Raw genomic sequence first — 21,314 nt, forward strand, 5'->3', positions numbered from 1 at the left:
CCGCAGCGTTCAACGGCATTGTCGGCCTGAAGCCGACTTACGGCCGGGTATCGCGCTGGGGCGTCATCGCCTTTGCCTCCAGCCTGGACGTTGTGGGGTCACTGACGCGCACCGTGCGTGACGCGGCGCTGACCTTGAACGTCATCGCCGGCCATGATGACAAGGATGCCACCACGGCGGACCTTGACGTGCCGGATTACACGGCCAAGCTGGGCCAGTCGATTCGGGGCATGAAGATCGCCTTGCCCGAGGAATACCTGGGTGAAGGGGTCGATGCCGCCGTGGCCGACCAGGTCAAGAAGGCCGCCGAGCAGTTCCGCGCGCTGGGTGCGACTGTCGACACGGTTTCATTGCCGCACACCAAGTACGCGGTGCCGGCATACTACATCATCGCCAGCTCTGAGGCCTCCTCGAACCTGCAGCGCTTTGATGGGATTCGTTACGGCTTCCGCGCCAAGGACGTCAAAAACCTGGACGATGTTTACGTGCGCTCGCGCTCCGAAGGGTTTGGGCGCGAGGTCAAGCGCCGCATTATGCTGGGGACTTTCAGTCTGTCCGCCGGTTTTTATGACGCCTACTTCAAAAAGGCAGCGCAGGTGCGCACGCTGATCTCGCGTGATTTCGACAAGGTCTTTGAAGACTATGACTTCATCATTGGGCCGACCACGCCAACCACTGCGTTCAAGATCGGCTCCAAGGTCACCGACCCGTTGACCATGTACATGAACGACATTCTGACGATTCCGGTCAACTTGGCCGGCCTGCCGGCGCTGTCGATCCCGGCCGGCTTTGTCGACGGCATGCCCGTTGGCCTGCAGCTGATCGGCAAGCAGTTTGACGAGCAGACGCTGCTGCAGGCAGCCGATGCCTTTGAAAGCAAGAATGACTACCTCGACGCGATTCCGGGAGGTGCGAACTAAGATGAATTTTGAAACCACGATTGGACTCGAAGTCCATGTTGAGCTGAAAACAAAGTCGAAGATGTATTCGCCGACCCCGGTGTCTTACGGCGCTGAGCCAAACGTCAACACCAACGTGATCGACTGGGGCTTCCCGGGCACGCTGCCGACCATCAACCGCGGGGCATACTCCTACGGCATCATGGTGGCCCTTGCGCTGCACGCCGATATCACGCGCCACACGCACTTTGACCGCAAGAACTACTTTTACCCGGATAATCCGAAGGCCTACCAGATCACGCAAAGCGAGACGCCGCTGGGCACCAATGGTTACGTCGAGATCGAGGTCGGCGGCAAGAAGAAGAAAATCGGCGTCCACGAGCTGCATGTCGAGGAAGACGCCGGGAAAAACACCCATGAAGACGACGGGTACTCCTATGTCGATTTGAACCGGCAGGGCACGCCGTTGGTCGAAATCGTTTCCGAGCCTGACATTGCCTCGCCGGAAGAGGCCTACCAGTACCTTGAACAGCTGCGGCAAATCGTGCAGTTCACCGGCGCTTCCGACGTGAAAATGGAAGAAGGCTCGATGCGGGTGGACACTAACTTGTCTGTGCGCCCGATCGGCCAGGATGGCTTCGGCACCAAGACCGAAATCAAGAACCTGAACTCCTTCAACCACGTGCGTGACGGTTTGGCCTACGAGCAAAAGCGTCAGATCCAGCTGCTGATGGCAGGCGGTGAAGTGCGCCAGGAAACGCGGCGCTGGGATCCGGCCAAGAAGGAAACCATCCTGATGCGGGTCAAGGAAGGCGCGGATGATTACCGCTACTTCCCGGAACCAGACCTGCCACCGGTGTTTGTGTCGCAGCAATGGATCGATGAGGTCCAGGCCAAATTGCCGGAGGCACCGGCCAAGCGGCGTGCACGCTACGTCCAGGACTGGGGCATTCCGGAATACGACGCCGGGGTCTTGACTCTGACCATGGAAATGGCCAACTTCTTTGAGGCCACCGTGGCCGCTGGTGCCGACCCGAAGCAGGCGTCCAACTGGCTGATGGGTGAGGTCTCTGGCTACCTGAACGCCGAGCATCTGGAGCTGAAGGACGTTGCGCTGACGCCTGAGCACCTGGCCGCGATGATCAACCTGATCGCCGACGGCACGATTTCCAGCAAGATTGCCAAGAAGGTCTTCCAGGAAATCATCCAGCACGATACCGATCCGAAGGCGTGGGTCGAGGAAAAGGGCATGGTCCAGCTGTCCGACCCGGCCAAGCTGACGCCGATCGTCAACGATATTTTGGATAATAACGCGCAAAGTATCGACGACTTCAAGAACGGCAAGTCACGCGCCATTGGCTTTTTGATTGGGCAACTGATGAAGCAGACCCACGGCAAAGCCAATCCAAAAGTCGCCAACAAGATCTTAATGACTGAAATCAAAAAGCGGTAACAGGAGGTGATCGCGATGCGCCCACGCGCACGTTTGATCTATAACCCAACTTCGGGTAATGAAGGCATGCGGCGGTACGTCGCGGACATCCTTGACGTGTTGGAGCAGGCGGGCTACGAAGCCTCGGCGTTTCAGACGACCGCCGAACCTTTTCCGCGAAAAAAGAGGCCAGCCGGGCAACTGAGGCCGGGTTTGCGCTGATTGTGGGCGCTGGGGGCGACGGCACCATCAACGAGGTCGTGAACGGCATCGCACCGCACAAGCACCGACCGAAGATGGCGCTGATTCCCGCCGGCACGACCAACGACTACGCCCGGGCACTGCGCATTCCGCGCGATGACCCGGTCGCCGCGGCCAAGGTCATCCTGAAGGGGCAGACCCTGCGGATGGACATCGGCCAGGCCAACAGTCACTACTTCATGAACATCGCGGCCGGCGGGCTGCTCACAGAGCTGACGTACCAAGTACCGTCGGAGTTTAAGTCGATTTTTGGCTACTTCGCATACGTGGTGAAGGCGGCGGAAATGCTACCGGCGATCCAGTCCGTGCCGATGCACCTGGAGTACGACGATGGGGTGTACGACGGTCCCGCCTCGATGTTTCTGCTGGCGATGACGAACAGCGTCGGCGGCTTCGAGCAAATCGTGCCGGATTCCAGCATGGGTGACGGCAAGTTCTCGCTGATTGTTGTCAAAACCGGCAATTTCGGGGACATGCTGGTGCTGATCGCCAAGGTCCTGAACGGCGGCCGCCACGTGGATGACTCGAACATCATCTACACGAAAACTTCCAAGCTGGTCGCGACGCGCAAGGACGGCGGCGAGATGAAGATCAACCTCGACGGTGATTACGGTGGGAGCGCGCCGATGACGTTCGTCAACCTGAAGCAGCACATCGAGATGTTTGCCAACGTTGATGAGATCCCCAAGAAGAATCTGGACATCGACCTCGTACGCCAGCAGGGGTACCTTGAGGAAGTGGAAAACATTTCCCATCAGGACCTGAACGGCGACGGGCAGATCGCGTCTGGTGACGACAAGTAATGCCTGCAGGCGTCGGTCAGTGTCCTTGACCGGCGCCTGTTTTGCGCGGCGGCGCTTGTGAGTTGCCGGTTGGTCTGGTACAGTGAGTGGAGTCATTTTTGCGTTGCCGCTTTGCGGCGAAAGGAGGCCCATGGTGGCGAAAACCCCAGTGGTCAAGAATCAAGAACTTGAAGTCGAAATTGAAGATCTCACGTACCAAGGCATGGGCGTGGCTAAGGTCGCCGGCTACCCGCTGTTCATCGAGGACACGCTGCCAGGGGAAAAGGCGCTGGTCCATGTGTTGAAGACCGAAAAGCAGTACGGCTTCGCCAAGCTCAAGAAGCTTGAACGAACTTCGCCGGACCGCGTCGATGCGGTGGATCACACGTACACCCAAACCGGCATTGCCCCGCTGCAGCACCTGGCGTACCCGGCGCAGTTGAAGTTCAAGCAGCACCAGATCCAGGAACTGTTCAAGAAGCAGGGGCTGGACATTCCGGTGCGCCCAACGCTGGGGATGGACCACCCCACCGGTTACCGTAACAAGGCACAGATCCCGGTGCGGCAGATCAACGGCCAGGCCACGACCGGCTTTTTCAAGCGCCGCAGCCACGACATGGTGCCGCTGGAGGATTTTTACATTCAGGATCCAAAAATCGATGCGGCCGTCATCGTGGTGCGCGATTTGCTGCGCAAGTACGGGCTGACCGGGTACGATGAGGCGCACAACACCGGGTTGGTGCGCCACATCATGGTGCGACGCGGTTTTTATACGCACGAGATGATGATCGTCCTGGTGGTCACCTCTTGGGCCGTGCCGCATCAGGACGATATTGTGGCAGGGATCCAGCAGGCGCTGCCTGAGGTCACCAGCATTATGCTGAACCTCAACGACAAGCGCACCAACGTCATCATGGGGAAAAAAGACGCGGCTGCTGGCCGGGCATTCCTACCTGACCGACAAGCTGCTGGGGAACACGTTCCAGATCTCGCCGGTGTCGTTCTACCAGGTCAACCCGACGCAAACTGAGGTCCTGTACTCGCAGGCCATTGAGGCGGCGGGTCTGACTGGGCAGGAAACGGTGATTGACGCGTATTCCGGCATCGGAACGATTTCGCTTGCCATGGCCAAGCACGCCAAGCAGGTCTACGGGGTGGAAATCGTGCCGGAGGCCGTTGCTGACGCGCGCGACAATGCCAAGCTTAACGGCTTGACCAATGTGACCTTTACCGTGGGCAAGGCCGAGGATGCCATGCAGAGTTGGCGCGACCAAAAACTGCCGGTCGATGTGCTGATGGTGGACCCGCCGCGCAAGGGGCTGGCAAAGGAGTTCATCGACGCGGTCGGCGTTTTGCTGCCGCCGAAGATGGTTTACGTGTCCTGTAATCCGGCGACCCTGGCCCGCGATTTGAAGGCCCTGGCAGCGTTTGGCTACCACGCTAAGCAGACGCAGCCGGTTGACATGTTTCCGCAAACGACCAGTATCGAAAGCGTCACGGTCCTGGACCGGTAAGAAAATTGACTCAGTGTGAGGAAGGCTGCCGGCTGGCGGCCTTTTTGTATGAGAAAGTTTCACATGTTTGTCACATTACGCTTTCACTAAACTGGTAAAATGAGAGTTATCAACACATAGGAGGCAACTGATTGATGAAAGCCTACGCATTCTTAAAGAACACGCCGAAGACCACGACGCCGCGCGGCAAAACAATGATGCTGGACAAAGGCTGGGGCTGAACGAAACCGAAGACCTGCTGGCCACCGCTGGGGATTACCTCGACTACGCCAAGTTCGGCTGGGGGACGGCCGCGACCATGGACCGCGAGTTGATCGAAAAAAAGACGGCGATGTATCGGGAAGCCGGCGTGATTCCTTACCCAGGCGGCACCTTGCTTGAAGTGGCACTGCTGAATGGGCAGTTCTCCGAATTTTTAAAAGAGACGCAGGCACTTGGGTTTGGCGGTGTCGAGGTCAGCGACGGCTCGACGAACATTTCGGCCAGCAATCGCAAGCAGGTAATCCAGCAGGCCAAGGACGCGGGGCTGTTCGTCATTTCGGAAGTCGGCAAGAAAGACCCGAAGCTCGATCACAAGCTCAGCATTCACGAGCGGTTGATGCAGATTCAAACTGATCTTCGAAATGGCGCCAATTACGTCATCATCGAAGCGCGCGAGGCCGGCAAAAACATTGGGATTTACGATGCGGATGGCAATATCATTGAAAACGAGCTGCAGGAATTAGCAAAAGGGGGCACCGACCGGCTGATTTTTGAGGCGCCGCTGAAGAGCCAGCAGGTCGCGCTGATCCGCCAGTTTGGCGTCGGCATTAACCTCGGCAACATCGCCAGCAATGAAGTCACGGCGCTTGAGACCTTGCGGCGCGGGCTGCGCGGCGACACCGTGGGCCAGCTGTAATGAAGCGGCTGTTCATTGTCCGTCACGGCCGGACCCAGTGGAACGTGGAAAAACGGCTGCAGGGCGCCAGCGGTGACAGTCCCGTCTTGCAGGACGATCTGACGCCCTACCAGCGGGTGGCGGCCTACCTGGATCAGTACGACTTCGCGGCCGCGTACACGAGCCCCTTGGCGCGGGCGGTCACGTCTGGCAACCTGATCCTGGCGCGCATGCCGCGTCACCACGCCTTGCGCTTAACGCCGGTAACTGGTTTGACCGAGATTGGCTTTGGCCAGTGGGAGGGGCAAAAGCGTGCCGACCTGGTGAAAGACCACCTTGCGCTTTTAAAAGTTGTCGCGCCGAGAAAATGATCCCGGGCTGACCGCACTGGGAGTCGAGGACTTTAATGTAGCTGGCGAACGCTTTGCTGCGGCGCTTAAACAGATTGCTGAGGCTTTGCCGGCGGACGGGAACGCGCTGATCGTGACCCACGGCGGCATCGCCCAGCTCGGGTTGCGCCACCTGACCGGCAACGATCACCTGCTCGGACTGAAAAATCTGTCCACGTCAATTGTTGGTGTGGTGGCGGATCAGTACTACGTGGATGTCTATAACCAAACCGCCTACCTCCCCCATGTTGATCTGGACGAGGGTAACGTGTCGATTCTCTAGGAACGCCACGGCCGTCTGTTATCTTGCAGGCGGCTTTTTATGCGCCTAGGCGCAATTCGAAACTGCGATATAATTGAGGCATAATCGACCAAAGGGGAAAGTTATGACAATTAAACTGATTGCGACGGATATTGATGATACCTTGCTGAATTCAAAGCGGCAACTGACTGCCCACACAGTGACTGTGCTGAAGCAGGCCCATGATCAAGGCATCAAGGTGGTGCTTTGCACGGGCCGCCCGGTGCAGGCGGTGCAGCCGCTGCTGGATCAGCTGGGGCTGAGTGGACCGAACGAGTACGCCATCACGTTTAACGGGGCGGTGACGCTGTCGCTGGCTGGCGAGCAGTTCAGCAATTTTGATCTGGGCCGGGCCGACTTCGCCGCACTCGATCAGTTTGCGCACGCGCACCAGCTGAAGTACAACTTGCGGGATGCCAAAGGCGCCGTCATCTCGCCCAATGACAATATTAGCTTCTACGCGGTGCGGCAGGCCTACGACAGCCGTGTCGGGATTACGCGCCTCAGCCCCGCCCAGGCGCCGGCTGATTACCGGTACGTGAAGGGAATGCTGACGGCGCCCAAGGCCGTGCTGGATGCCATTGAGCCCAGCGCCCGGGAGGCGTTTGGCGATGCGTATTACGTCGTGCGGTCCACCCCGTTTTTCCTTGAGGTCATGAATCCAAAGCCAACAAGGGCGAAGGGCTTCAGGCGCTGGCGACCAAGCTGGGCCTGACCGCTGAAGAGGTCATGACATGCGGCGACGAAGCGAATGACCTGCCGATGCTGAAGTGGGCCGGGTGCGCAATCGGGATGGCCAACGGCATCGATGCCGTGAAGCAGGTCGCAACGCATGTCACGCTGGACAATGACCACGACGGTGTGGCGGCCGCGGTCGAAAAATATGTTCTGGGGGCCCAGCGATGAGCCTGATTTTTCAACTGGCGCGCCCTGCCGATCTGCCAGGCATTATGCGCATTGAACACGCCGGTTTCACCCCGGCTGAGGCCGCCACAGAGACCAGCATGGCGGCACGAATCGCGGCCTATCCTGAGACTTTTATCACTGGCTGGCAAGGCGGCCGGTTGGTTGGCTATGTTGTCGGTCCGGCCATCACTCAGCGCCACTTAACGGATGATTTGTTTGAGACCGCCCACCCCAACTCACCGAGTGCGCCGTACCTGGCGATTCTGAGCTTGGCCGTGGCGCCGACTGTTCGCGGGCAGGGGATCGGTTCCGCTTTGTTAGCGCAGCTGGCGGCAGTTGGTCGCCGGCAGCACCGAGTGGGCGTGACTTTGACCTGTTTGGCCGCCTTGGTGCCATTTTATCAGCGCAATGGGTTTGTCAGCGACGGCCAATCGGCTTCCGTCCATGCCGGTGAGGTGTGGTATGACATGGTGCAGCTGCTATGACGCCATCGGGAGTCCGGCAAGTGGGCCAAGCGTTGGCCTGGGGAGGCAACCATGAAGAATTCAGAGATTTCATTAGCAACGAAGCGGCGTTTTTCCGCGGCGTTAAAAACCGTATTGCGGACTAAGCCGTTTGAAGACATCACGGTTCAGGATTTGCTTGCGGTCACTGGCATGGCGCGGCCGACCTTTTATTACCACTTTGATGATCTCTTTGGCCTGCTGCAGTGGACGTTTGCCGACGAGGCGTTGAGCTACTAACAAAAGATCCGGACTACACCCACTGGGAAGAGGACCTTTACCAGCTGCTCTGCTATCTGGCTGACAACGCCGACCTGTACGCCAATTTTTACGCGAATATCACGCTGGAAGAGGTCCAGGCGATTTTTTGTACCCCCATGCGGCAGATTCTGAACGGGTACATTCAAGCCGTGATCAAGGGGCGGCGTCTGACTGTCGACGAAGCGACGCAGCAGTTTGTCGCCGAGTTCTTTGTCGGTGGGTTCGTCAGCGTTTTGGTGCGTTGGCTTCGCGCCGGGCTACCGGAAAAGCCGGAAGCGATTCGGCAGCAGCTGCATGACACGATGGATCAGATCATCGTGCAGGTGCTGGAAAAAGCAAACAAAGCGGCTGATTTGTCAGATGTCTGACAAACCGTCCTAATTGACCATTCTCTATTGCGATTGGGTTGCTTACAATAATCATGTAAGCGAATTCATGAACAGAAAGGATGAGCGTTTATGGCTTTTGTGAATAACGATTTTGGTGACGTATTGCTGCACCGTGAATCAGTCCGGGACTTTGATCCGAGTGTTAAGATCCCTCGTGAAGAGCTTCAGCAGATGATCTCAGAGGCAATTACCGCGCCATCTGCCTGCAATTTGTAGGCTTGGCACTTTGTGATCGTCGATGACGAGGCAGGCAAGGACAAGCTGCGTTCTTACTTCATGAAGTTCAACAAGCCGCAGCTGGACACCTGCAGCGCGATGATCCAGATTTTCGGTGACACATTGGCCTTCAAGTCCTACCGTGACTTGTGGAACAAGGCTTGCGAGGATGGCCGCATCACACCGGCCAAGCGCGACGAAGTCCTGAACACCTTCCTGCCGCTGTACGAAAAGGCCCCAAAGTCCATGCTCGTGAACGATTCCACGGTCGACAGTACGATTGCGGCCACTCAGCTGATGCTGATTGCGCGGGCGCACGGGTATGAATCCAACCCAATCGGCGGCTACGACACGACCAAGGCAGCTAAGGTCTTCGGGTTGGACCCGGAGCGTTATGTGCCGGTCATGGCCATTGCGCTGGGCAAGCCGGCCAAGGACGGGAAAGACGAAATGAAGTCTGCTCGTTATCCAGTCGACAAGGTCATTGAGTTCGCCTGAACTGAACGAAAGCACGCCTTCACCCGGTTATTGACTAACTGGGTGAAGGCGTTTTGCGTTCGCCAAAAAAACGCACCGTGGCGCGCGGCGAGTAGGGGTTAATTGACGATCGGCGGCAGATCCGGGATCAGCGTGCGGTACAGGCTTAGCGCCTTGGCTGGTGGCATGGCCGGCTCGACCTGGGCAGTTTGCAGCGCAAACGTGAGCAGGGCAGTGCCCAGCCATTCGCTGATGAACGTGCGGTCGGCGCTGGGGTAATCGCGGGTGATCAGCACCCGCTGCACGGCGCCGATCATGAGTGACCGGGCGCGGTCCTCTGCGTGGGCCCAGACAATCAGCTGCCACAGCCGCCGCGCGTCCAGCAGCGCAGAGACAATCAGCGCGGAGCCGTTTTGAAAGTCCATGATGGTGCGCTGATCGACGCGGTGCTCAAACGCGCCGATTTGTTTCAGGAGTTCAACGGCCAGGATGTCCTGCAGGTCCTGGTGATGCCGGTAAAAGGTGGCCCGGGACACGCCGGCATACTGGCAAAATTTGCCGATCTTAAGGGACTCAAAAGCGATGCCCTCAGCGTGCAGGCGCTGCAAAGCAGTGAGCATTTTAACTTGGGAGTTGGCACTGCGGGCGTCAATGTGCATCCCGCTGGCGAGCTGAATTTTTGGCATCACGACACCTCGATAAGGCTATTGTACCAGAAGCCGGCTTGACGGCGGCACTTGCCTGTGGTTAAACCGAAGTGAGGTGAAATTATGAAAACAGTAAAAATTGGCAACACAAACTGGGAAGCATCCAACGTGGCCCTGGGCATCATGCGCATGAACGCCTTATCCACAGACGAGGCGGCGGCCAGCCTGAACGCCGCGGTGGCAGCCGGCATTAACTTCATTGACTCGGCAGACATTTACGGCCAAGGCGACTCGGAGAAAGTCTTTGGCGCTGCGCTGAAACAGTCCGGCATTCGCCGCGACCAGCTGTTCATTCAGTCGAAGGGCGGCATCGTCGTCGACCCGGCGCGCTCGCATGGCAGTCTAGTGTTCGGCAAGCGCTACGACTTTTCCAAGCAGCACCTGATCGACGCCGTGGACGGCGAGCTTTCACGCATGGGGGTGGACTACCTGGATTCCTTCCTGCTGCACCGCCCGGATCCCTTGATGGAGCCAGAAGAGGTCGCTGCCGCGTTTGACGAGCTGCAGCAGGCCGGCAAGGTGCGCCACTTTGGCGTGTCCAACTTTGATCCGCAGCAGTTTGAATTCCTGCAGGAAAATGTGCGCCAGCCGCTGCTCATTAATCAGGTCCAGTTCTCTGTGATGCACACAGGCATGGTCAACGTCGGCATGCACGTGAACATGGAAGATACGCGGTCGGTCGATCACGACGGCGGCGTCCTGGCCTTTTCGCGGCGCAAGCACGTCACGCTGCAGGCGTGGTCGCCGTTCCAGTACGGGACGTTTGCCGGTGTCTACATTGACAATGATCAGTTCCCCAAGCTGAACGCCAAGCTCGCTGAGCTGGCCGAGAAGTATCACGTCTCGAAAAATGGCATCGCGGTGGCGTGGATCTTGCGTATGCCGGTGCCGTTCCAGGTCATCCTTGGCACGATGAATCCGGCGCACATCAAGGATTCCGCAGCCGGCTCCGACGTGCAGCTGACGCGCCAGGAGTGGTACGATGTCTACTTTGCAGCAGGCAATGATTTGCCTTAATGAGACGCCGTTAAGAGGACGCTGGCCGTGGCTGGCGCCTTTTTTTAATGCAGCTGGCAAGCGAGTTGGCGGATCCGGTCAAACACTTGGTCCTCGGTCTGTCGCGCTTCCCAGTTGGCGGTGTGGATCGTGCTGTTGGGGCGGTTTTGCTTCGTGTACAAAATGGCGGGCCGATAGACGTAAGGGCCCGGCGTGGCCGCGACAAAGCTCGCGGTAAAGAGGTAGTCCTCCGCGATGGGGAGGCGTTCGTCAAAGCGTAGATCAGCGCGGCGAATCGCGGCGGTGCGAAAGGCTTTGTTCCAGACATAGCCGCCAATTTCAGTGCCGTGATGAGCGACCTGGTCAAACATGGCCCGCTGGTCCAGGCGAAGTTCGCGCTCGCGTCTTTGCGGTGCAGCCCGAAACCAGCGGTAGCCGATTGTGACTGCGGCGACGTCAGTGCTCATGCCTTGCTGCAACGTGGCGGCAAACGTGGGGGCGATGCGGTCGTCGCCGTCTACGAAGGCCACCGCGCCGGTCGTCACCCGCGCCAGGCCAAAATTGCGGGCCGCGGAGACGCCGCGGTGGTGGGCAAACGCCTCGTGGTGAAAGTTGGGGATGCCGCGAACAAAGGCGCTGCCGCGGACGGCGGTGCCGTCGGTGGAGCCGTCGTCAACGAGCCACAGGATAAAGTCGGCGGTTTGGTTCGTCAGGTCTGCCAGCAGCGGCTCAAAATAGGCGCCGAGCTGGTATGTCGGGATCACGATCGTCAATGATTCAGCCATGTTACTCACCTCCACAGGTAATTATCCGCGGGGCAGGGCTGAAAACAAATAATTGGCTTGGGTATCAAAAACCGCCGGCATCTGAGGATACCGGCGGTTTGCGGGACGGTCAGTTAGTTTTCGACGTGCTTGGCGCTGGCCAGGACCTTGCCAACGGCTGGAATCTGGCCCAGTGAATCGATGGCGGTACTTGGCATGACCACGGTGTTGGACGAGCCGTTGGCCAGGGCTTCCAAGGCCTCAACGTTCTTGTAGGTCAGGTACAGGTCGCCGTTGTTTTTGAGTCCCTCGTTGATCGAGTTGATCTGGTCGCGGACGGCTTCGGCAATCAGGCGCTGTGACTCAGCCTTACCTTGAGCTTCCAGGATCTGCGTCTGCTTGTTGGCTTCCGCTTGCAGAATGTCAGACTGCTTTTCCCCTTCGGCTTTGGCGATGGCGGCCTGCTTCAGGCCTTCCGCTCCATGATGTTGGCTTCCTTTTCACGCGAAGCCCGAAGCAGCTTGTTCATGGATTCCTGAATGGTCTTGTCCACTTGGATCGAGTCGATGTTAACGCGGTCCACGTTCAGGCCGTAGCCGGCAGTGGTGGTGGCGATCTGCTGGAACAGGGTCTGGTTGATGGTTTCGGTGCCGTTCAGGACGTCGTTCAGGTCCATGTTGCCGATGATGCCACGCAGGTTAGCGCGGGTATCTTGGACCATGGACAGCACGGAGTCCTTGTTTTGGTAAACGTAGGCGTTGACGTCGGTGATGTGGTACTTCAGCGTTTCGGAAATGCGGACCACAACGTTATCCTTCGTGATGACTTCCTGCTCGTCGACCTTCAGCGGGATCTGCTTCATGTTGACGATCTCGGTGATGCGGTAGATAAACGGTGGGACCACATGGAAGCCGGGCTGCAGGGTCTGGACATACTTCCCCAGCCGTTCCACGATGCCGACTTCCCCGGTATGAATAATGGCCATACTGGAGAACAAGATAATCAGTAGAAAAATGGCAACGATGATCACGATTGCCCAAATGATAATTCCGAACATGTTAACTCCTCCTTTGATTGTCGCAAGCGCGGCGCTCAGCTGTGCTAATACTGTAGTTGCCGCTTGGCCAGCCGGACCCCCAATCCGAGTGCTGAAGCCTCAGCCACGACCACAAGATCGCCAGTGGTCGCGCTGTCGAGCAGCCGGTAATGATAATGAATGCCAAACAGGATCACTTCGCCATTGCCCGGGTGGGTCAAGGTGAATGTCGTGCCGATCAAGCGTTCATCTAGCATGTGCTGCCTCCTTGCAACTGACCACATCATAGACCGTTTGCCGGTGACAAAATCGGTCTTGGGGCTGATTTTGTTGGCGGCGAACGCGATGTCACAACGATCAACTACCTTCATTCTACAGTAATTCTGACGGCGTGCCAGCAAATCGGTATAATAGTGGTAATTTGCTGAAAGGGGCGACAGGGATGGCGCGGCGCAGACGCAAGCGGCCCATTTACTCGAATACTTACATCAAGCGGCGCCGCATCTGGATGGTCGTTGGGGTGCTGCTGGCCGTCACCTTGGTAGCGCTTGGTGGCTGGCTGTGGACTCAGCGCAAAACCGGGGTGGCCAAGTACCCCGTGCGCGGTGTGGTGCTGTCGCAAAGCGATGGAAGCGCCGATTTTCAGGCGCTGCAAAGCTCCGGGGTGGCCTTTGTCTACCTGAAAAGCACGCAAGGCGCAAGCTTCTTTGACGACAGTTTCGCCACGAACTATCAGCAGGCCAGCGGCAGCGGCCTTGAGGTCGGGGTGTATCACTACTTCTCGTTTGACAGCGACCCGGGCGCGCAGGCGGATTATTTTGCCGAGAAAGTGGGCAAAAATATTGGCACACTGCCCATTGGGCTGCGCGTGGTTTTTTACGGTGCTACGCCGATCACCCGCCCAAGCCTGCGGTGCTGAAGGCCAAGGTGCAGGCGTTCATTGTTGAGCTGCGCCGCTACACCACGCGGCCGCTGGTTCTGATGGGCAGCCCGACCGCGCTGGGCGAGTTGAAAGGCCTCGACCGGTCGGCCAAACGCTGGGTGATCAGTGGCGGCAGGCCGCGGTTTGACGGCGCAGCTTTCTGGCAAGACGGCACGCTGACCGCTGCCGGTACGGCCTACACCGCCGTCGCCTTTATGGGCAGTAAGCAGGCGCTGAAGGCGGCCGGCGAATAACAAAATTGTCACCCAACTGTTAGGTCAATCGATGGCGGAAAGACTGACTGGCGCCGATACTAACAGGTGAGGTGATGATGATGAAAAAAGTATTGGTCGGGCTGGTCCTGCTGCTGGCGCTGGCGTTTGGCGGCTACCAATTAGTGGCCGTGCTTTCGTACGGCGGCACGACTTACTATACCAAGGTCACGACCGGCGGCGAGCGGATTTCCCCGCAAGACGACAAAGGCCGCCACTACACCGATTATCGCTACCACCTGACTGGGTACGATGAAAAGGGGCATAGCCGAATGCTTGACTTCAACGCCAACAAGGCTCGGCCGCTGAAGCAAGGCGCCTACCTGAAGCTGGTGTACAACACTAAAAAAAAGGCGTTACGCGCTGGGAAGCCGTGGACAGCGTCGACGTCCCGCAGCGCGCCTTAAGCCGGATTAATTAGAAGATGAGAAAAAGCCGACCACTTCGCAATTGAAGTGATCGGCTTTTGCGTGCGCCCGCAGAATGGTCACGACTCATCAGTGGGGGTCGTCGGGGCGATAATGTTGTAAGTGGTGTCTTCAGCCTCATCGTAAACCTTAGTTGGGCCGCTTTCGCCGTTGGTGATGATGAGCTGGTAGCCGTAGTGGTCAAGGAACGTGAGGCGGTCGGTCGAAATGCCGGTCACTGTGCCCGGCAGGACCCGACCGTCAATTTTGATGGCCAGATCCTTTGACACCACGATTTGGTGGGTTTTATTGGTCAGCTCGTCTAAAAAGGCATAACGGCCCGTGTACTGCTGGGCCAGTGTTTCCATCGGCGTTGGCGCCGGGTTGCCGTGGCGGTGATGCCGGTGCGGCACACTGTTTTTTTAAGCCTTTAATGAGATTGTGCACGAATGATGGCATCCCTTGACCCCCTATTTATGATACCCTCATCATAGCATGCAGTTGTTACGCTGAGGTATCAGAATCAAATCGGTCTGTTACAATATCTTTAAAAGCATCTTTGAAAAATGAGAAAGGTGGGACCACTTTGAAATTAGGAATTATCGGCACGAATGGCATTACGGTCCAGTTTGTGGAGGCGGCAGAAGGAACCGGGCATTTTCAGCTCACGGCGGTGTACTCGCGCCACGAGGAGACGGCGCGTCAGTTTATCGTCGAGACCCACGATGCGGCCATCTACACCGATTTGGCGGCGTTTTTCGCCAGCCCAATCGACGTGGTGTACATTGCCAGTCCCAACGGCTTGCACGCGGGCCAGGCCATCCAGGCGCTGAACGCGGGCAAGCACGTCATCGTGGAAAAACCGATGGTGACCGACCGCAGTCAGCTGGCGGCGCTTGAAGAGGCGCAGGCCGCCCATCCGGACCAGCTAGTCTTTGAGGCGGCGCGCCACGTTTATGACCCGAATTACCAAGTGATCGCCGATTACGTGAAGAATCACAAGGGTGCGCTGTGCGGTGCAACGCTGGTGAATGCCAAGTACTCCTCGCGTTATGATGCGTATCTGGCCGGGGATGATCCCAACATCTTTTCGCCACGCTTTGGCGGCGGCGCCCTGATGGACCTTGGCGTTTACTCCGTGTACACAGCCATCGGCTGGTTTGGCCTGCCCAGCGAGGTGGTTTACCTGCCCAACGTGCTGTCCAGCGGGGTCGACGGCAGCGGGGTGGCCAGCCTGTCTTACGACTTTGGCAACGTGACTTTGCTGATCGGGAAAAATTACATCACGCAGGCCCCAAGCGAAATCTACTTTGGCAAAACGACGCTGAGTTTCGGCGCGACCGGCGTGCTTGATCATGCGCACACCTTTGGCGTCGATGCGCAAGACTTGGCCAAGCCGCAAGTCGAAAATCCCCTGGCTTACGAGGCCGACTACTTTGGCCGCGCCATCGAGACCGGCGACCACGCGGCGTTTGCCAAAGCGTTTAACTTGGCCAAGCAGGTGCACACGGTGATGGGCCAGCTGCGCGCGACCACGGACATTCACTTCGGGACAGACCCGGAATAGGAGACAACATGCCAATTGCATCAATGTTTAAACCCCTGTGGGACGCGGCCGGCTTCAAGGCCGAAACGCCCATTCAGGAAAAAGTTTATCAGCCGCTGAAGGATGGCCAATCACTGGTCGGCCTGGCCCCTACTGGGTCGGGCAAGACCCTGGCCTTTGCGCTGCCGCTGCTGGAGCAAACGGCGGTTGGCGCGGGCTTGCAGCTGTTGGTCGTCAGCCCGTCGCAGGAGCTGGCGATTCAGACCCGTGACGTGCTGCGGCCTTATGCCAAAGCCGCCGGGCTGCACCTGGTTGGCGTGACCGGTTCCGCCAACGTGAAGCGCCAGCTGGAGCAGCTCAAGGAAAAACCCGAGGTGATCATCGCCACGGCCGGCCGGCTGCTGGAGCTGGTGCAATCGCGCCGCCTGAAGCTGGCCAGTTTGCGGACTTTGGTGATCGATGAGGCAGATGAGATGCTGCGCGACCCAGGGCTGGGTCAGGTCCGCGAACTGGCGGAAGCGGCGCCGGCCGAAGTGCAGTTGGCCTTTTTCAGCGCGACTGACAGTCCGATGTTCAAGGAGCTGGCCGCGCAGTTTGGCCAGGACGTAGAAATCATTGACGTGCGCGCCTTCGACCACACGCAAGGGGCGGTCGTGCACTACTTTGTCCAAACCGATAATGCGCACCGCGAGGTCTGGTTGCGGCACCTGGCTCACCTGGATAAGTTCCAGGCCTTGGTGTTCTTTAACCAAAACGCCGTGATGATGAAGGTTGCGCGGACCCTCAGCCACCAGAGCGTGAAGTTTGCAGTGCTGAATCGCACCGATCGTTCGACAACGCGCGCCAACGCGTTGAACGCCTTTCGCAAGCACAAGGTGACACTGCTTTTGGTCACCGACTTGGCTGGGCGCGGGCTGGACATTCCGCACCTGCCGGCGGTCATCAACTACCAGACGCCAACGCGGGCCGAGGCTTACATCCACCGGGCCGGGCGCACCGGGCGAATGGGCGCCAAGGGCATGGTCCTGACGCTGGGCGACGACCACGACCTGCGGGACTTGCGCAAGCTGGTGCCGCAGTACCAGATCGTGCGCGGCTATTTGACCGATGGCAAAATGACCACCGAAGCGTCAAAGGAGGCGCCGGTTGCGCCACTTAAGCCCGCCCAAGCTGAGCAGTCGGCAGCAGCCAAGCAACCGGCAGTGCCGCAAGCGAGTGTGCTGAAACCGGCGGCCAAGGCGGTGCCGCCGCTCAGGAAGAAACACCACAAGAAGCGGTTGCGGGACCAGAAGAACAAGGGCAAGCGGCGGCCAAAATAGCCCCCCCTTGCGTCAGCCTGCGCATTAGCTGATAATGGGTGGTATAGACTACGCCAAGCGCGCAGATATTCGGAGGCCTTTTTAGATGAAAGTAACAAGTACGGTCGATGCACCAGTCGACTTTTTCTATCAAAAACTGATCGATTCGGTTCTTTACGACATTAAGCATGAAACCGGCCAAGATCTGACTTTTACGCAGTTGTCTGGGTTTGAATACAAGAAGTCCATGGGCGCCCGCGGCACGATTCGCATTAAGATTGCGCAGCTGGTGCAAAACCAGACCTACGCGTTCGATACCATTGCCGGTGGTGACACTTACCACACGCGTTACGATTTGACCGGCACGGAGGACAATAAGACCGACGTGGTTTACCACGAAAACGCGGATTACGCCGACGATATCAAGAAAACCAATAACATGATCATGATGGTCCTGATCGGCTGGAGTAAGAAGCGCCGCATGAAAAAAATGTGGGACAGCGTGGCTGCCTCTTACCAAGACGGCGAGTAGCGTCGGCGACTGAGACATCACCCGGTTTTAGCCAAAAACATCAGCGCCTCTGCATTGCGGTTCGGTTTTAGGATCGCGGTGCAGAGGCGTTTGTGTGCTCAGGCGGCGCTGATGGCACGCGCCTGGATGATTTTGGCTGTTTGGCCATGAAAAAAAGCCCGGTAGTCGCCATGGACTGCCGGACGGATAGTAGTTGATCACTGCGCTCTATCGGAATCGAACCGATGATCTTCTGCTTAGGAGGCAGTTGCTCTATCCTGCTGAGCTAAGAGCGCGAATAATTTAATTCTGCGCTAAACCCGAATTGCTGTCAACTCACTGACAGCCAAAAAGCCGAAATGCCGGCATTTAAGCCATGACCGGGCCCGGCCGGCAGGCGCTTCATGGTAAAATGGCCACGTGTGTACTAGAAGGGGGCAAAGAGTCAGTGATCTATCTTCAAACGGTCGGCGGCACGCTGGGGAATTTGCTCGCGATGGCCATTATTCTATCCTGGATCAACGGCCGAACGATTCAGCACATCGTGAACGTCACCGGTAAGTCAAACGCACAGCTGCCTCTGATGAAGCCCGGCCTGTGGGTCCACGAAACGGCGCATGCGCTGGTCGGGCGCTTGTTTGGGCTGCGCATCCAGGAGTTCTCGGTTTCCCAAAGCGCCGATCGCCGCTCGGCAGGGCACGTGACGTTCAGGTTTAAGAAGCATTCGCTGTGGCAGCGGCTGGGCCTGTTTTTTGCCGGCGGGGCTCCTGTTTGGGTGTTCGGCGCGGTGGTCTTGATGATCGGCAAGCGGGCGTTTTGGCCTGGCCAGCCGCTGGCGCTAGTCGGCTGGGGGACCATTTTACCGGCTTGGCCGTGGGCCTTGGCGTGGTTGGTGATCACGCTGACGCTGAGCTTTGGGGCCAGTCTGTCTGCCGCCGATCTGCACACGACGCTGCGCGGCATGCCAGCGTTTGCCGTCATGCTGCTGGCAGTTTCAGGCGTGCTGACGCTGGTCGCGCCGAGCGCTTTGACCAGCTGGTCGGCGCTGAATGTCCTGATGGCCTGGATTGGTGGGCTGCTCATCGTGATCGCACTGGCGATGAATTTGATCAGCCATTTGCTTTGGCGCTGACGGCTGCTTCGGACAGTCGTTTTTTTATTATTATTAGTTAATCATTTCAATAAGCATTTTAATTGCTAATCATCGCAATATTTAGTTACGATGATATTAGGCAGGAGAGTCCTGCCACAGTATCCCCGAGGCGCTGGAAGCGCACGCTGCCAGCTTATGCGGCACCGAGTATCCTAGGTCACTCGGCGCTGCGCTCGATTGTTGACAACGGATGGCCCCGGTATGGCAGTGCCAAGCCGGCGCCGTCTCGACAATCCACTGAAGGGAGTGGGAACTATGTTACATCTGATCTGGGTCCTCATTATTGGGGCCGTGATTGGCGCGATCGGTTCGCTGATCGTTGGCCGCGACATGCCTGGTGGCTGGATCGGCAATATCGTTGGTGGTCTGGTTGGCGCCTGGGTGGGCGGTAGTCTGCTCGGCAACTGGGGCCCGAACGTTGCCGGTATGGCGATCATTCCGGCCATTATCGGCGCGATGGTCGTGGTGTTCGTCGTTTCACTGCTGATTGGAATGACCGGGAAAAAGCGTGACCGCGCCTAACCGCCATTTCCTAAAGGAGGGAAAACGATGCGCCCACTGACCAAAGCACTACTCGGGCTGGTCGCCGTGATCGGCATCGTCCAAGCCTTAGCGGTCATGGCGCTGACCTGGCCGCTGGCCGGCGTTCGCGCCTGGCTGCTGGTGTACTGGCAGCCTGCGCACTGGTCCTGTTCGGCCTGGCGGCGTTTGTCGGCATCACGTTCCTGATCATGCTGCTGGTGGCGGTGCTTCGGCCAGCTACCACCACGAAGTTGACGCTGGCAAGCGACCAAGGCGACCTGTCCGTGTCCAAGCGGGCGGTTGAAAACACCGTTGCCAAGGCGGTTGCAGCTGAACATCCGGTCAAAGGGGTGGCGGTTGCGGCCACGATGCACAAGAGCCACGTGAAGCAGGCCACCATCGATGCCTACAGTCTTGATCCGACTGACTTGAAAGCCCAGGCAGCGGGTATCGAGAAAACGGCCCAAACCAAGCTTGAGCACTTGCTTGGCGTTCCGGTGAAGAAGATCAAGGTCAACCTTCACCCTGGCGCGAAGGCGCCGGGCAATGCCGCCCGGGTGCTGTAGCGAGAAAGGAGGCGTCATGCCCAACAACATGATCGGCGCATTGATCGGCGCAGGGTTAGCCCTGGCCTGGATGCGCTTCGGCTTTCTCGGCATGCTGTTTGTGATTCTGGCGGCGGCCGGAGGTTACGCGATCGAGCGCTACTTATGGCCGCGCCGTGCTGCCCTGATGGCCTTTTTCCAAAACGGCGCTGAAAATCGCCGGCGGGAGGTGAGGTAATTTGCCGATGCAAACCATGACTGATCCCGGTGTTGCCACTCTGAAAACCAACTCTAAATTGACGTTTGACCCGTATGTCCTGGAAAAAATTGCGGGCGTTTGCGCCCAGAAGATCCCAGGCATCCTGGCAATGGACGGCAACGTGGTCGACAAGATGGCCGAAAGTCTGGGCCGCGACGAAAAAATCACCAAGGGCATCAAGGCCGAGGTCGGCGAGCACCAAGTCGCGATCGACATGACGGCGCTGCTGGCGTTCGATGCCGATGCCCGCGAGATCCACGACGCTTGATCCAGGACGTTGATACAGCGGTGATGCGCATGACCGGCCTGCAGCTGGTCGAGCTGAACCTGCACGTGTCGGATGTGCTGACCAGAAGCGAGTGGCAGAAGCGCCAGAGCTAAGCCACCGGAAGTACTCTCAGTGACGCTGGCCGACTGGTTCGGCCGCTGCCTAAGGAGGCCACGATGACTAACGAAGAAATGAAGCACAACTTGAACCGGTTAGACAAAGACACCACCGAACTGTATGCTAATGATCATCCGTACGAGCACGCTGCGTCTGCAGAACCGAAAGACGCAACCGCGCCTCACGATCTGAAAAAGGAACTGCGCTTTGACGACGCGGTGATCGAAAAAATCGCCGGCATCACCGCCAGCGACGTGGATGGGCTGCTGCGGCTTGAAGGTGGCATGTTCCACGACATGACCGACTTCCTGCGCAAGGATGACGATCCGAAGGCGGGTGTTTCGGTGAACGTGGACGACAACCAGAAGGTCAAGATCGAACTGGACGCGACAATGCGCTACGGCGAAGAAGCGCCCAAAGTGTTCGCACAGGCGACCGACGAAATCGTGAAGAACGTAAAGCAGATGACCGGCATGGACGTGACCGAAGTGAAAATGACGGTCAAGGACATGCTGACCGACGATGAGATCGAAGCGGAAAAAGCTAAGCAGAACAAAGACGCAATGACGAAGGACGACGACCGCGACATGCAGCCGGCCTAAGCCTTTCTGAATCACTCCCGAAGAGTCGTGCAGCCCCCTGCGCGACTCTTTTGGCGATTAATCAGTCTTGCGGCGGAGGCATTCGGCATGACAGGCTGTCATAATAACCTTCTGGCATTCTAAGCGGTGAAAAAAAAGGTGACGACTCGCCCGGTAAACGCGTATGCTTAGAATCAACAAGA

24 protein-coding genes, 1 tRNA gene and 7 pseudogenes are annotated in these 21,314 nt (G+C 58.1%); 26 read left to right on the forward strand and 6 right to left on the reverse strand.

Translation table 11 applies throughout. The features are described from left to right. The 12 genes and pseudogenes from JCM13995_RS06355 to JCM13995_RS06410 all read left to right on the forward strand — a co-directional run. Nucleotides 1-920: amidase family protein (locus tag JCM13995_RS06355; protein WP_054663676.1), on the forward strand; the 920-nt coding region annotated here is incomplete at its 5' end. 1 nt (nt 921) lies between these two features. Next, nucleotides 922-2,352: an Asp-tRNA(Asn)/Glu-tRNA(Gln) amidotransferase subunit GatB gene (gene gatB, locus JCM13995_RS06360; protein WP_054663679.1), complete on the forward strand. Its 1,431-nt coding sequence runs from the start codon at nt 922-924 to the stop codon at nt 2,350-2,352. Between the two features lie 15 nt (nt 2,353-2,367). After that, nucleotides 2,368-3,395: pseudogene (locus tag JCM13995_RS06365) on the forward strand (diacylglycerol kinase family lipid kinase). Between the two features lie 130 nt (nt 3,396-3,525). Next, nucleotides 3,526-4,888, forward strand: a pseudogene (gene rlmD, locus JCM13995_RS06370) (23S rRNA (uracil(1939)-C(5))-methyltransferase RlmD). 134 nt (nt 4,889-5,022) lie between these two features. Further along, a pseudogene (comA, locus tag JCM13995_RS06375) lies at nt 5,023-5,786 on the forward strand (phosphosulfolactate synthase). Further along, nucleotides 5,786-6,136, forward strand: coding sequence for a histidine phosphatase family protein (locus JCM13995_RS16870; RefSeq protein WP_054663682.1), 351 nt, complete (start codon nt 5,786-5,788; stop codon nt 6,134-6,136). Before comA ends, JCM13995_RS16870 begins: the two are co-directional and overlap by 1 nt. Beyond that, nucleotides 6,117-6,437 (forward strand): histidine phosphatase family protein, encoded by a 321-nt coding sequence (locus JCM13995_RS16875; RefSeq protein WP_054663685.1) that lies wholly within the window; start codon nt 6,117-6,119, stop codon nt 6,435-6,437. Before JCM13995_RS16870 ends, JCM13995_RS16875 begins: the two co-directional genes overlap by 20 nt. 103 nt (nt 6,438-6,540) lie before the next feature. Then, nucleotides 6,541-7,274: pseudogene (locus JCM13995_RS06390) on the forward strand (HAD hydrolase family protein); the annotation flags it as partial. 83 nt (nt 7,275-7,357) lie between these two features. After that, nucleotides 7,358-7,846 carry a GNAT family N-acetyltransferase gene (locus JCM13995_RS06395; protein ID WP_054663691.1) on the forward strand — a complete coding sequence of 163 codons (489 nt, stop codon included), beginning with the start codon at nt 7,358-7,360 and terminating at the stop codon, nt 7,844-7,846. Between the two features lie 51 nt (nt 7,847-7,897). Then, nucleotides 7,898-8,104 (forward strand): TetR family transcriptional regulator, encoded by a 207-nt coding sequence (locus JCM13995_RS06400; protein ID WP_054663694.1) that lies wholly within the window; start codon nt 7,898-7,900, stop codon nt 8,102-8,104. Then, the gene (locus JCM13995_RS14410; protein WP_156314358.1) at nt 8,071-8,493 is read left to right on the forward strand and encodes a TetR-like C-terminal domain-containing protein; all 423 of its coding nucleotides are present in this window, start codon (nt 8,071-8,073) and stop codon (nt 8,491-8,493) included. The genes JCM13995_RS06400 and JCM13995_RS14410 overlap by 34 nt, the downstream gene beginning before the upstream one ends. A 90-nt stretch (nt 8,494-8,583) precedes the next feature. Then, a pseudogene (locus JCM13995_RS06410) lies at nt 8,584-9,228 on the forward strand (nitroreductase family protein). 98 nt (nt 9,229-9,326) lie between these two features. Here the strand turns inward: JCM13995_RS06410 and JCM13995_RS06415 are convergent. Further along, nucleotides 9,327-9,893, reverse strand: coding sequence for a hypothetical protein (locus tag JCM13995_RS06415; protein WP_054663700.1), 567 nt, complete (start codon nt 9,891-9,893; stop codon nt 9,327-9,329). Nucleotides 9,894-9,977: 84 nt separating this feature from the next. Between JCM13995_RS06415 and JCM13995_RS06420 the strand changes: the two genes are divergently transcribed. After that, on the forward strand, nt 9,978-10,931 hold the full coding sequence (locus tag JCM13995_RS06420; protein WP_054663703.1) for an aldo/keto reductase: 954 nt from the start codon (nt 9,978-9,980) through the stop codon (nt 10,929-10,931). Nucleotides 10,932-10,975: 44 nt separating this feature from the next. Here the strand turns inward: JCM13995_RS06420 and JCM13995_RS06425 are convergent, their stop codons facing one another. From JCM13995_RS06425 to JCM13995_RS06435, 3 genes and pseudogenes are all read right to left on the reverse strand, one after another. Beyond that, nucleotides 10,976-11,704: a glycosyltransferase family 2 protein gene (locus JCM13995_RS06425; RefSeq protein ID WP_082397747.1), complete on the reverse strand. Its 729-nt coding sequence runs from the start codon at nt 11,702-11,704 to the stop codon at nt 10,976-10,978. Nucleotides 11,705-11,808: 104 nt separating this feature from the next. Continuing rightward, a pseudogene (locus JCM13995_RS06430) lies at nt 11,809-12,731 on the reverse strand (SPFH domain-containing protein). 44 nt (nt 12,732-12,775) lie between these two features. Next, nucleotides 12,776-12,967 (reverse strand): hypothetical protein, encoded by a 192-nt coding sequence (locus JCM13995_RS06435; RefSeq protein WP_054663709.1) that lies wholly within the window; start codon nt 12,965-12,967, stop codon nt 12,776-12,778. A 185-nt stretch (nt 12,968-13,152) separates the two neighbouring features. Here JCM13995_RS06435 and JCM13995_RS06440 point away from each other — a divergent pair, with 185 nt between their 5' ends. The 3 genes from JCM13995_RS06440 (at nt 13,153) to JCM13995_RS06450 (ending at nt 14,311) form a co-directional block, all read left to right on the forward strand. Next, entirely contained in the window at nt 13,153-13,629 is a 477-nt protein-coding gene (locus JCM13995_RS06440; RefSeq protein WP_054663711.1) for a GH25 family lysozyme, read from the forward strand. Continuing rightward, the gene (locus JCM13995_RS06445) at nt 13,623-13,886 is read left to right on the forward strand and encodes a hypothetical protein (RefSeq protein ID WP_054663714.1); all 264 of its coding nucleotides are present in this window, start codon (nt 13,623-13,625) and stop codon (nt 13,884-13,886) included. Before JCM13995_RS06440 ends, JCM13995_RS06445 begins: the two co-directional genes overlap by 7 nt. A 74-nt stretch (nt 13,887-13,960) precedes the next feature. Beyond that, nucleotides 13,961-14,311, forward strand: coding sequence for a YxeA family protein (locus tag JCM13995_RS06450; RefSeq protein ID WP_225350761.1), 351 nt, complete (start codon nt 13,961-13,963; stop codon nt 14,309-14,311). 80 nt (nt 14,312-14,391) lie between these two features. On the opposite strand, the gene JCM13995_RS06455 is transcribed toward JCM13995_RS06450, so the two are convergent. Continuing rightward, nucleotides 14,392-14,679, reverse strand: coding sequence for a DUF4828 domain-containing protein (locus JCM13995_RS06455; protein WP_082397746.1), 288 nt, complete (start codon nt 14,677-14,679; stop codon nt 14,392-14,394). A gap of 218 nt (nt 14,680-14,897) precedes the next feature. Here JCM13995_RS06455 and JCM13995_RS06460 point away from each other — a divergent pair, with 218 nt between their 5' ends. The 3 genes from JCM13995_RS06460 to JCM13995_RS06470 all read left to right on the forward strand — a co-directional run bounded on the left by JCM13995_RS06460 (nt 14,898) and on the right by JCM13995_RS06470 (nt 17,687). After that, nucleotides 14,898-15,878, forward strand: coding sequence for a Gfo/Idh/MocA family protein (locus JCM13995_RS06460; protein ID WP_054663717.1), 981 nt, complete (start codon nt 14,898-14,900; stop codon nt 15,876-15,878). 8 nt (nt 15,879-15,886) lie between these two features. Next, nucleotides 15,887-17,176, forward strand: coding sequence for a DEAD/DEAH box helicase (locus JCM13995_RS06465; RefSeq protein ID WP_054663720.1), 1,290 nt, complete (start codon nt 15,887-15,889; stop codon nt 17,174-17,176). An 85-nt stretch (nt 17,177-17,261) separates the two neighbouring features. Beyond that, a complete protein-coding gene (locus JCM13995_RS06470; RefSeq protein ID WP_054663723.1) occupies nt 17,262-17,687 on the forward strand; it encodes a DUF3284 domain-containing protein in 426 nt (141 codons plus the stop codon). A gap of 201 nt (nt 17,688-17,888) precedes the next feature. Here the strand turns inward: JCM13995_RS06470 and JCM13995_RS06475 are convergent. Further along, a tRNA-Arg gene (locus JCM13995_RS06475) sits at nt 17,889-17,962 on the reverse strand. A gap of 152 nt (nt 17,963-18,114) precedes the next feature. Here JCM13995_RS06475 and JCM13995_RS06480 point away from each other — a divergent pair. From JCM13995_RS06480 to JCM13995_RS06510, 7 genes and pseudogenes are all read left to right on the forward strand, one after another. Beyond that, complete coding sequence (locus tag JCM13995_RS06480; RefSeq protein ID WP_054663725.1) at nt 18,115-18,798, forward strand: zinc metalloprotease; 684 nt, start codon at nt 18,115-18,117, stop codon at nt 18,796-18,798. Between the two features lie 276 nt (nt 18,799-19,074). Continuing rightward, entirely contained in the window at nt 19,075-19,341 is a 267-nt protein-coding gene (locus JCM13995_RS06485; RefSeq protein WP_054663728.1) for a GlsB/YeaQ/YmgE family stress response membrane protein, read from the forward strand. A gap of 27 nt (nt 19,342-19,368) precedes the next feature. Next, nucleotides 19,369-19,548 (forward strand): Asp23/Gls24 family envelope stress response protein, encoded by a 180-nt coding sequence (locus JCM13995_RS06490; RefSeq protein ID WP_054663730.1) that lies wholly within the window; start codon nt 19,369-19,371, stop codon nt 19,546-19,548. A gap of 2 nt (nt 19,549-19,550) precedes the next feature. Beyond that, nucleotides 19,551-19,907, forward strand: a complete 357-nt coding sequence (gene amaP / locus JCM13995_RS06495; RefSeq protein WP_054663732.1) for an alkaline shock response membrane anchor protein AmaP — start codon at nt 19,551-19,553, stop codon at nt 19,905-19,907. A 16-nt stretch (nt 19,908-19,923) separates the two neighbouring features. Then, nucleotides 19,924-20,124, forward strand: a complete 201-nt coding sequence (locus JCM13995_RS06500) for a DUF2273 domain-containing protein (protein WP_054663735.1) — start codon at nt 19,924-19,926, stop codon at nt 20,122-20,124. A gap of 7 nt (nt 20,125-20,131) precedes the next feature. After that, a pseudogene (locus JCM13995_RS06505) lies at nt 20,132-20,526 on the forward strand (Asp23/Gls24 family envelope stress response protein). A gap of 63 nt (nt 20,527-20,589) precedes the next feature. Then, nucleotides 20,590-21,132 (forward strand): Asp23/Gls24 family envelope stress response protein, encoded by a 543-nt coding sequence (locus JCM13995_RS06510; protein ID WP_225350762.1) that lies wholly within the window; start codon nt 20,590-20,592, stop codon nt 21,130-21,132. Nucleotides 21,133-21,314: the final 182 nt, after the last annotated feature.

Source organism: Lacticaseibacillus camelliae DSM 22697 = JCM 13995 (genome assembly GCF_001311195.1).
In the GTDB taxonomy this organism is placed as follows: domain Bacteria; phylum Bacillota; class Bacilli; order Lactobacillales; family Lactobacillaceae; genus Lacticaseibacillus; species Lacticaseibacillus camelliae.

Bases quoted from the DNA above. Each gene is read 5' to 3' on its own strand.
- JCM13995_RS06450 (WP_225350761.1), top strand. From the start codon at position 13,961: ATGATGATGAAAAAAGTATTGGTCGGGCTGGTCCTGCTGCTGGCGCTG.
- JCM13995_RS06510 (WP_225350762.1), top strand. From the start codon at position 20,590: ATGACTAACGAAGAAATGAAGCACAACTTGAACCGGTTAGACAAAGAC.
- JCM13995_RS06420 (WP_054663703.1), top strand. From the start codon at position 9,978: ATGAAAACAGTAAAAATTGGCAACACAAACTGGGAAGCATCCAACGTG.
- JCM13995_RS06465 (WP_054663720.1), top strand. From the start codon at position 15,887: ATGCCAATTGCATCAATGTTTAAACCCCTGTGGGACGCGGCCGGCTTC.
- JCM13995_RS06485 (WP_054663728.1), top strand. From the start codon at position 19,075: ATGTTACATCTGATCTGGGTCCTCATTATTGGGGCCGTGATTGGCGCG.
- JCM13995_RS06440 (WP_054663711.1), top strand. From the start codon at position 13,153: ATGGCGCGGCGCAGACGCAAGCGGCCCATTTACTCGAATACTTACATC.
- JCM13995_RS06415 (WP_054663700.1), bottom strand. From the start codon at position 9,893: ATGCCAAAAATTCAGCTCGCCAGCGGGATGCACATTGACGCCCGCAGT.
- JCM13995_RS06470 (WP_054663723.1), top strand. From the start codon at position 17,262: ATGAAAGTAACAAGTACGGTCGATGCACCAGTCGACTTTTTCTATCAA.
- gatB (WP_054663679.1), top strand. From the start codon at position 922: ATGAATTTTGAAACCACGATTGGACTCGAAGTCCATGTTGAGCTGAAA.
- JCM13995_RS16870 (WP_054663682.1), top strand. From the start codon at position 5,786: ATGAAGCGGCTGTTCATTGTCCGTCACGGCCGGACCCAGTGGAACGTG.
- JCM13995_RS06500 (WP_054663735.1), top strand. From the start codon at position 19,924: ATGCCCAACAACATGATCGGCGCATTGATCGGCGCAGGGTTAGCCCTG.
- JCM13995_RS06395 (WP_054663691.1), top strand. From the start codon at position 7,358: ATGAGCCTGATTTTTCAACTGGCGCGCCCTGCCGATCTGCCAGGCATT.
- amaP (WP_054663732.1), top strand. From the start codon at position 19,551: ATGCTGCTGGTGGCGGTGCTTCGGCCAGCTACCACCACGAAGTTGACG.
- JCM13995_RS06400 (WP_054663694.1), top strand. From the start codon at position 7,898: ATGAAGAATTCAGAGATTTCATTAGCAACGAAGCGGCGTTTTTCCGCG.
- JCM13995_RS06490 (WP_054663730.1), top strand. From the start codon at position 19,369: ATGCGCCCACTGACCAAAGCACTACTCGGGCTGGTCGCCGTGATCGGC.
- JCM13995_RS06435 (WP_054663709.1), bottom strand. From the start codon at position 12,967: ATGCTAGATGAACGCTTGATCGGCACGACATTCACCTTGACCCACCCG.
- JCM13995_RS06455 (WP_082397746.1), bottom strand. From the start codon at position 14,679: ATGGAAACACTGGCCCAGCAGTACACGGGCCGTTATGCCTTTTTAGAC.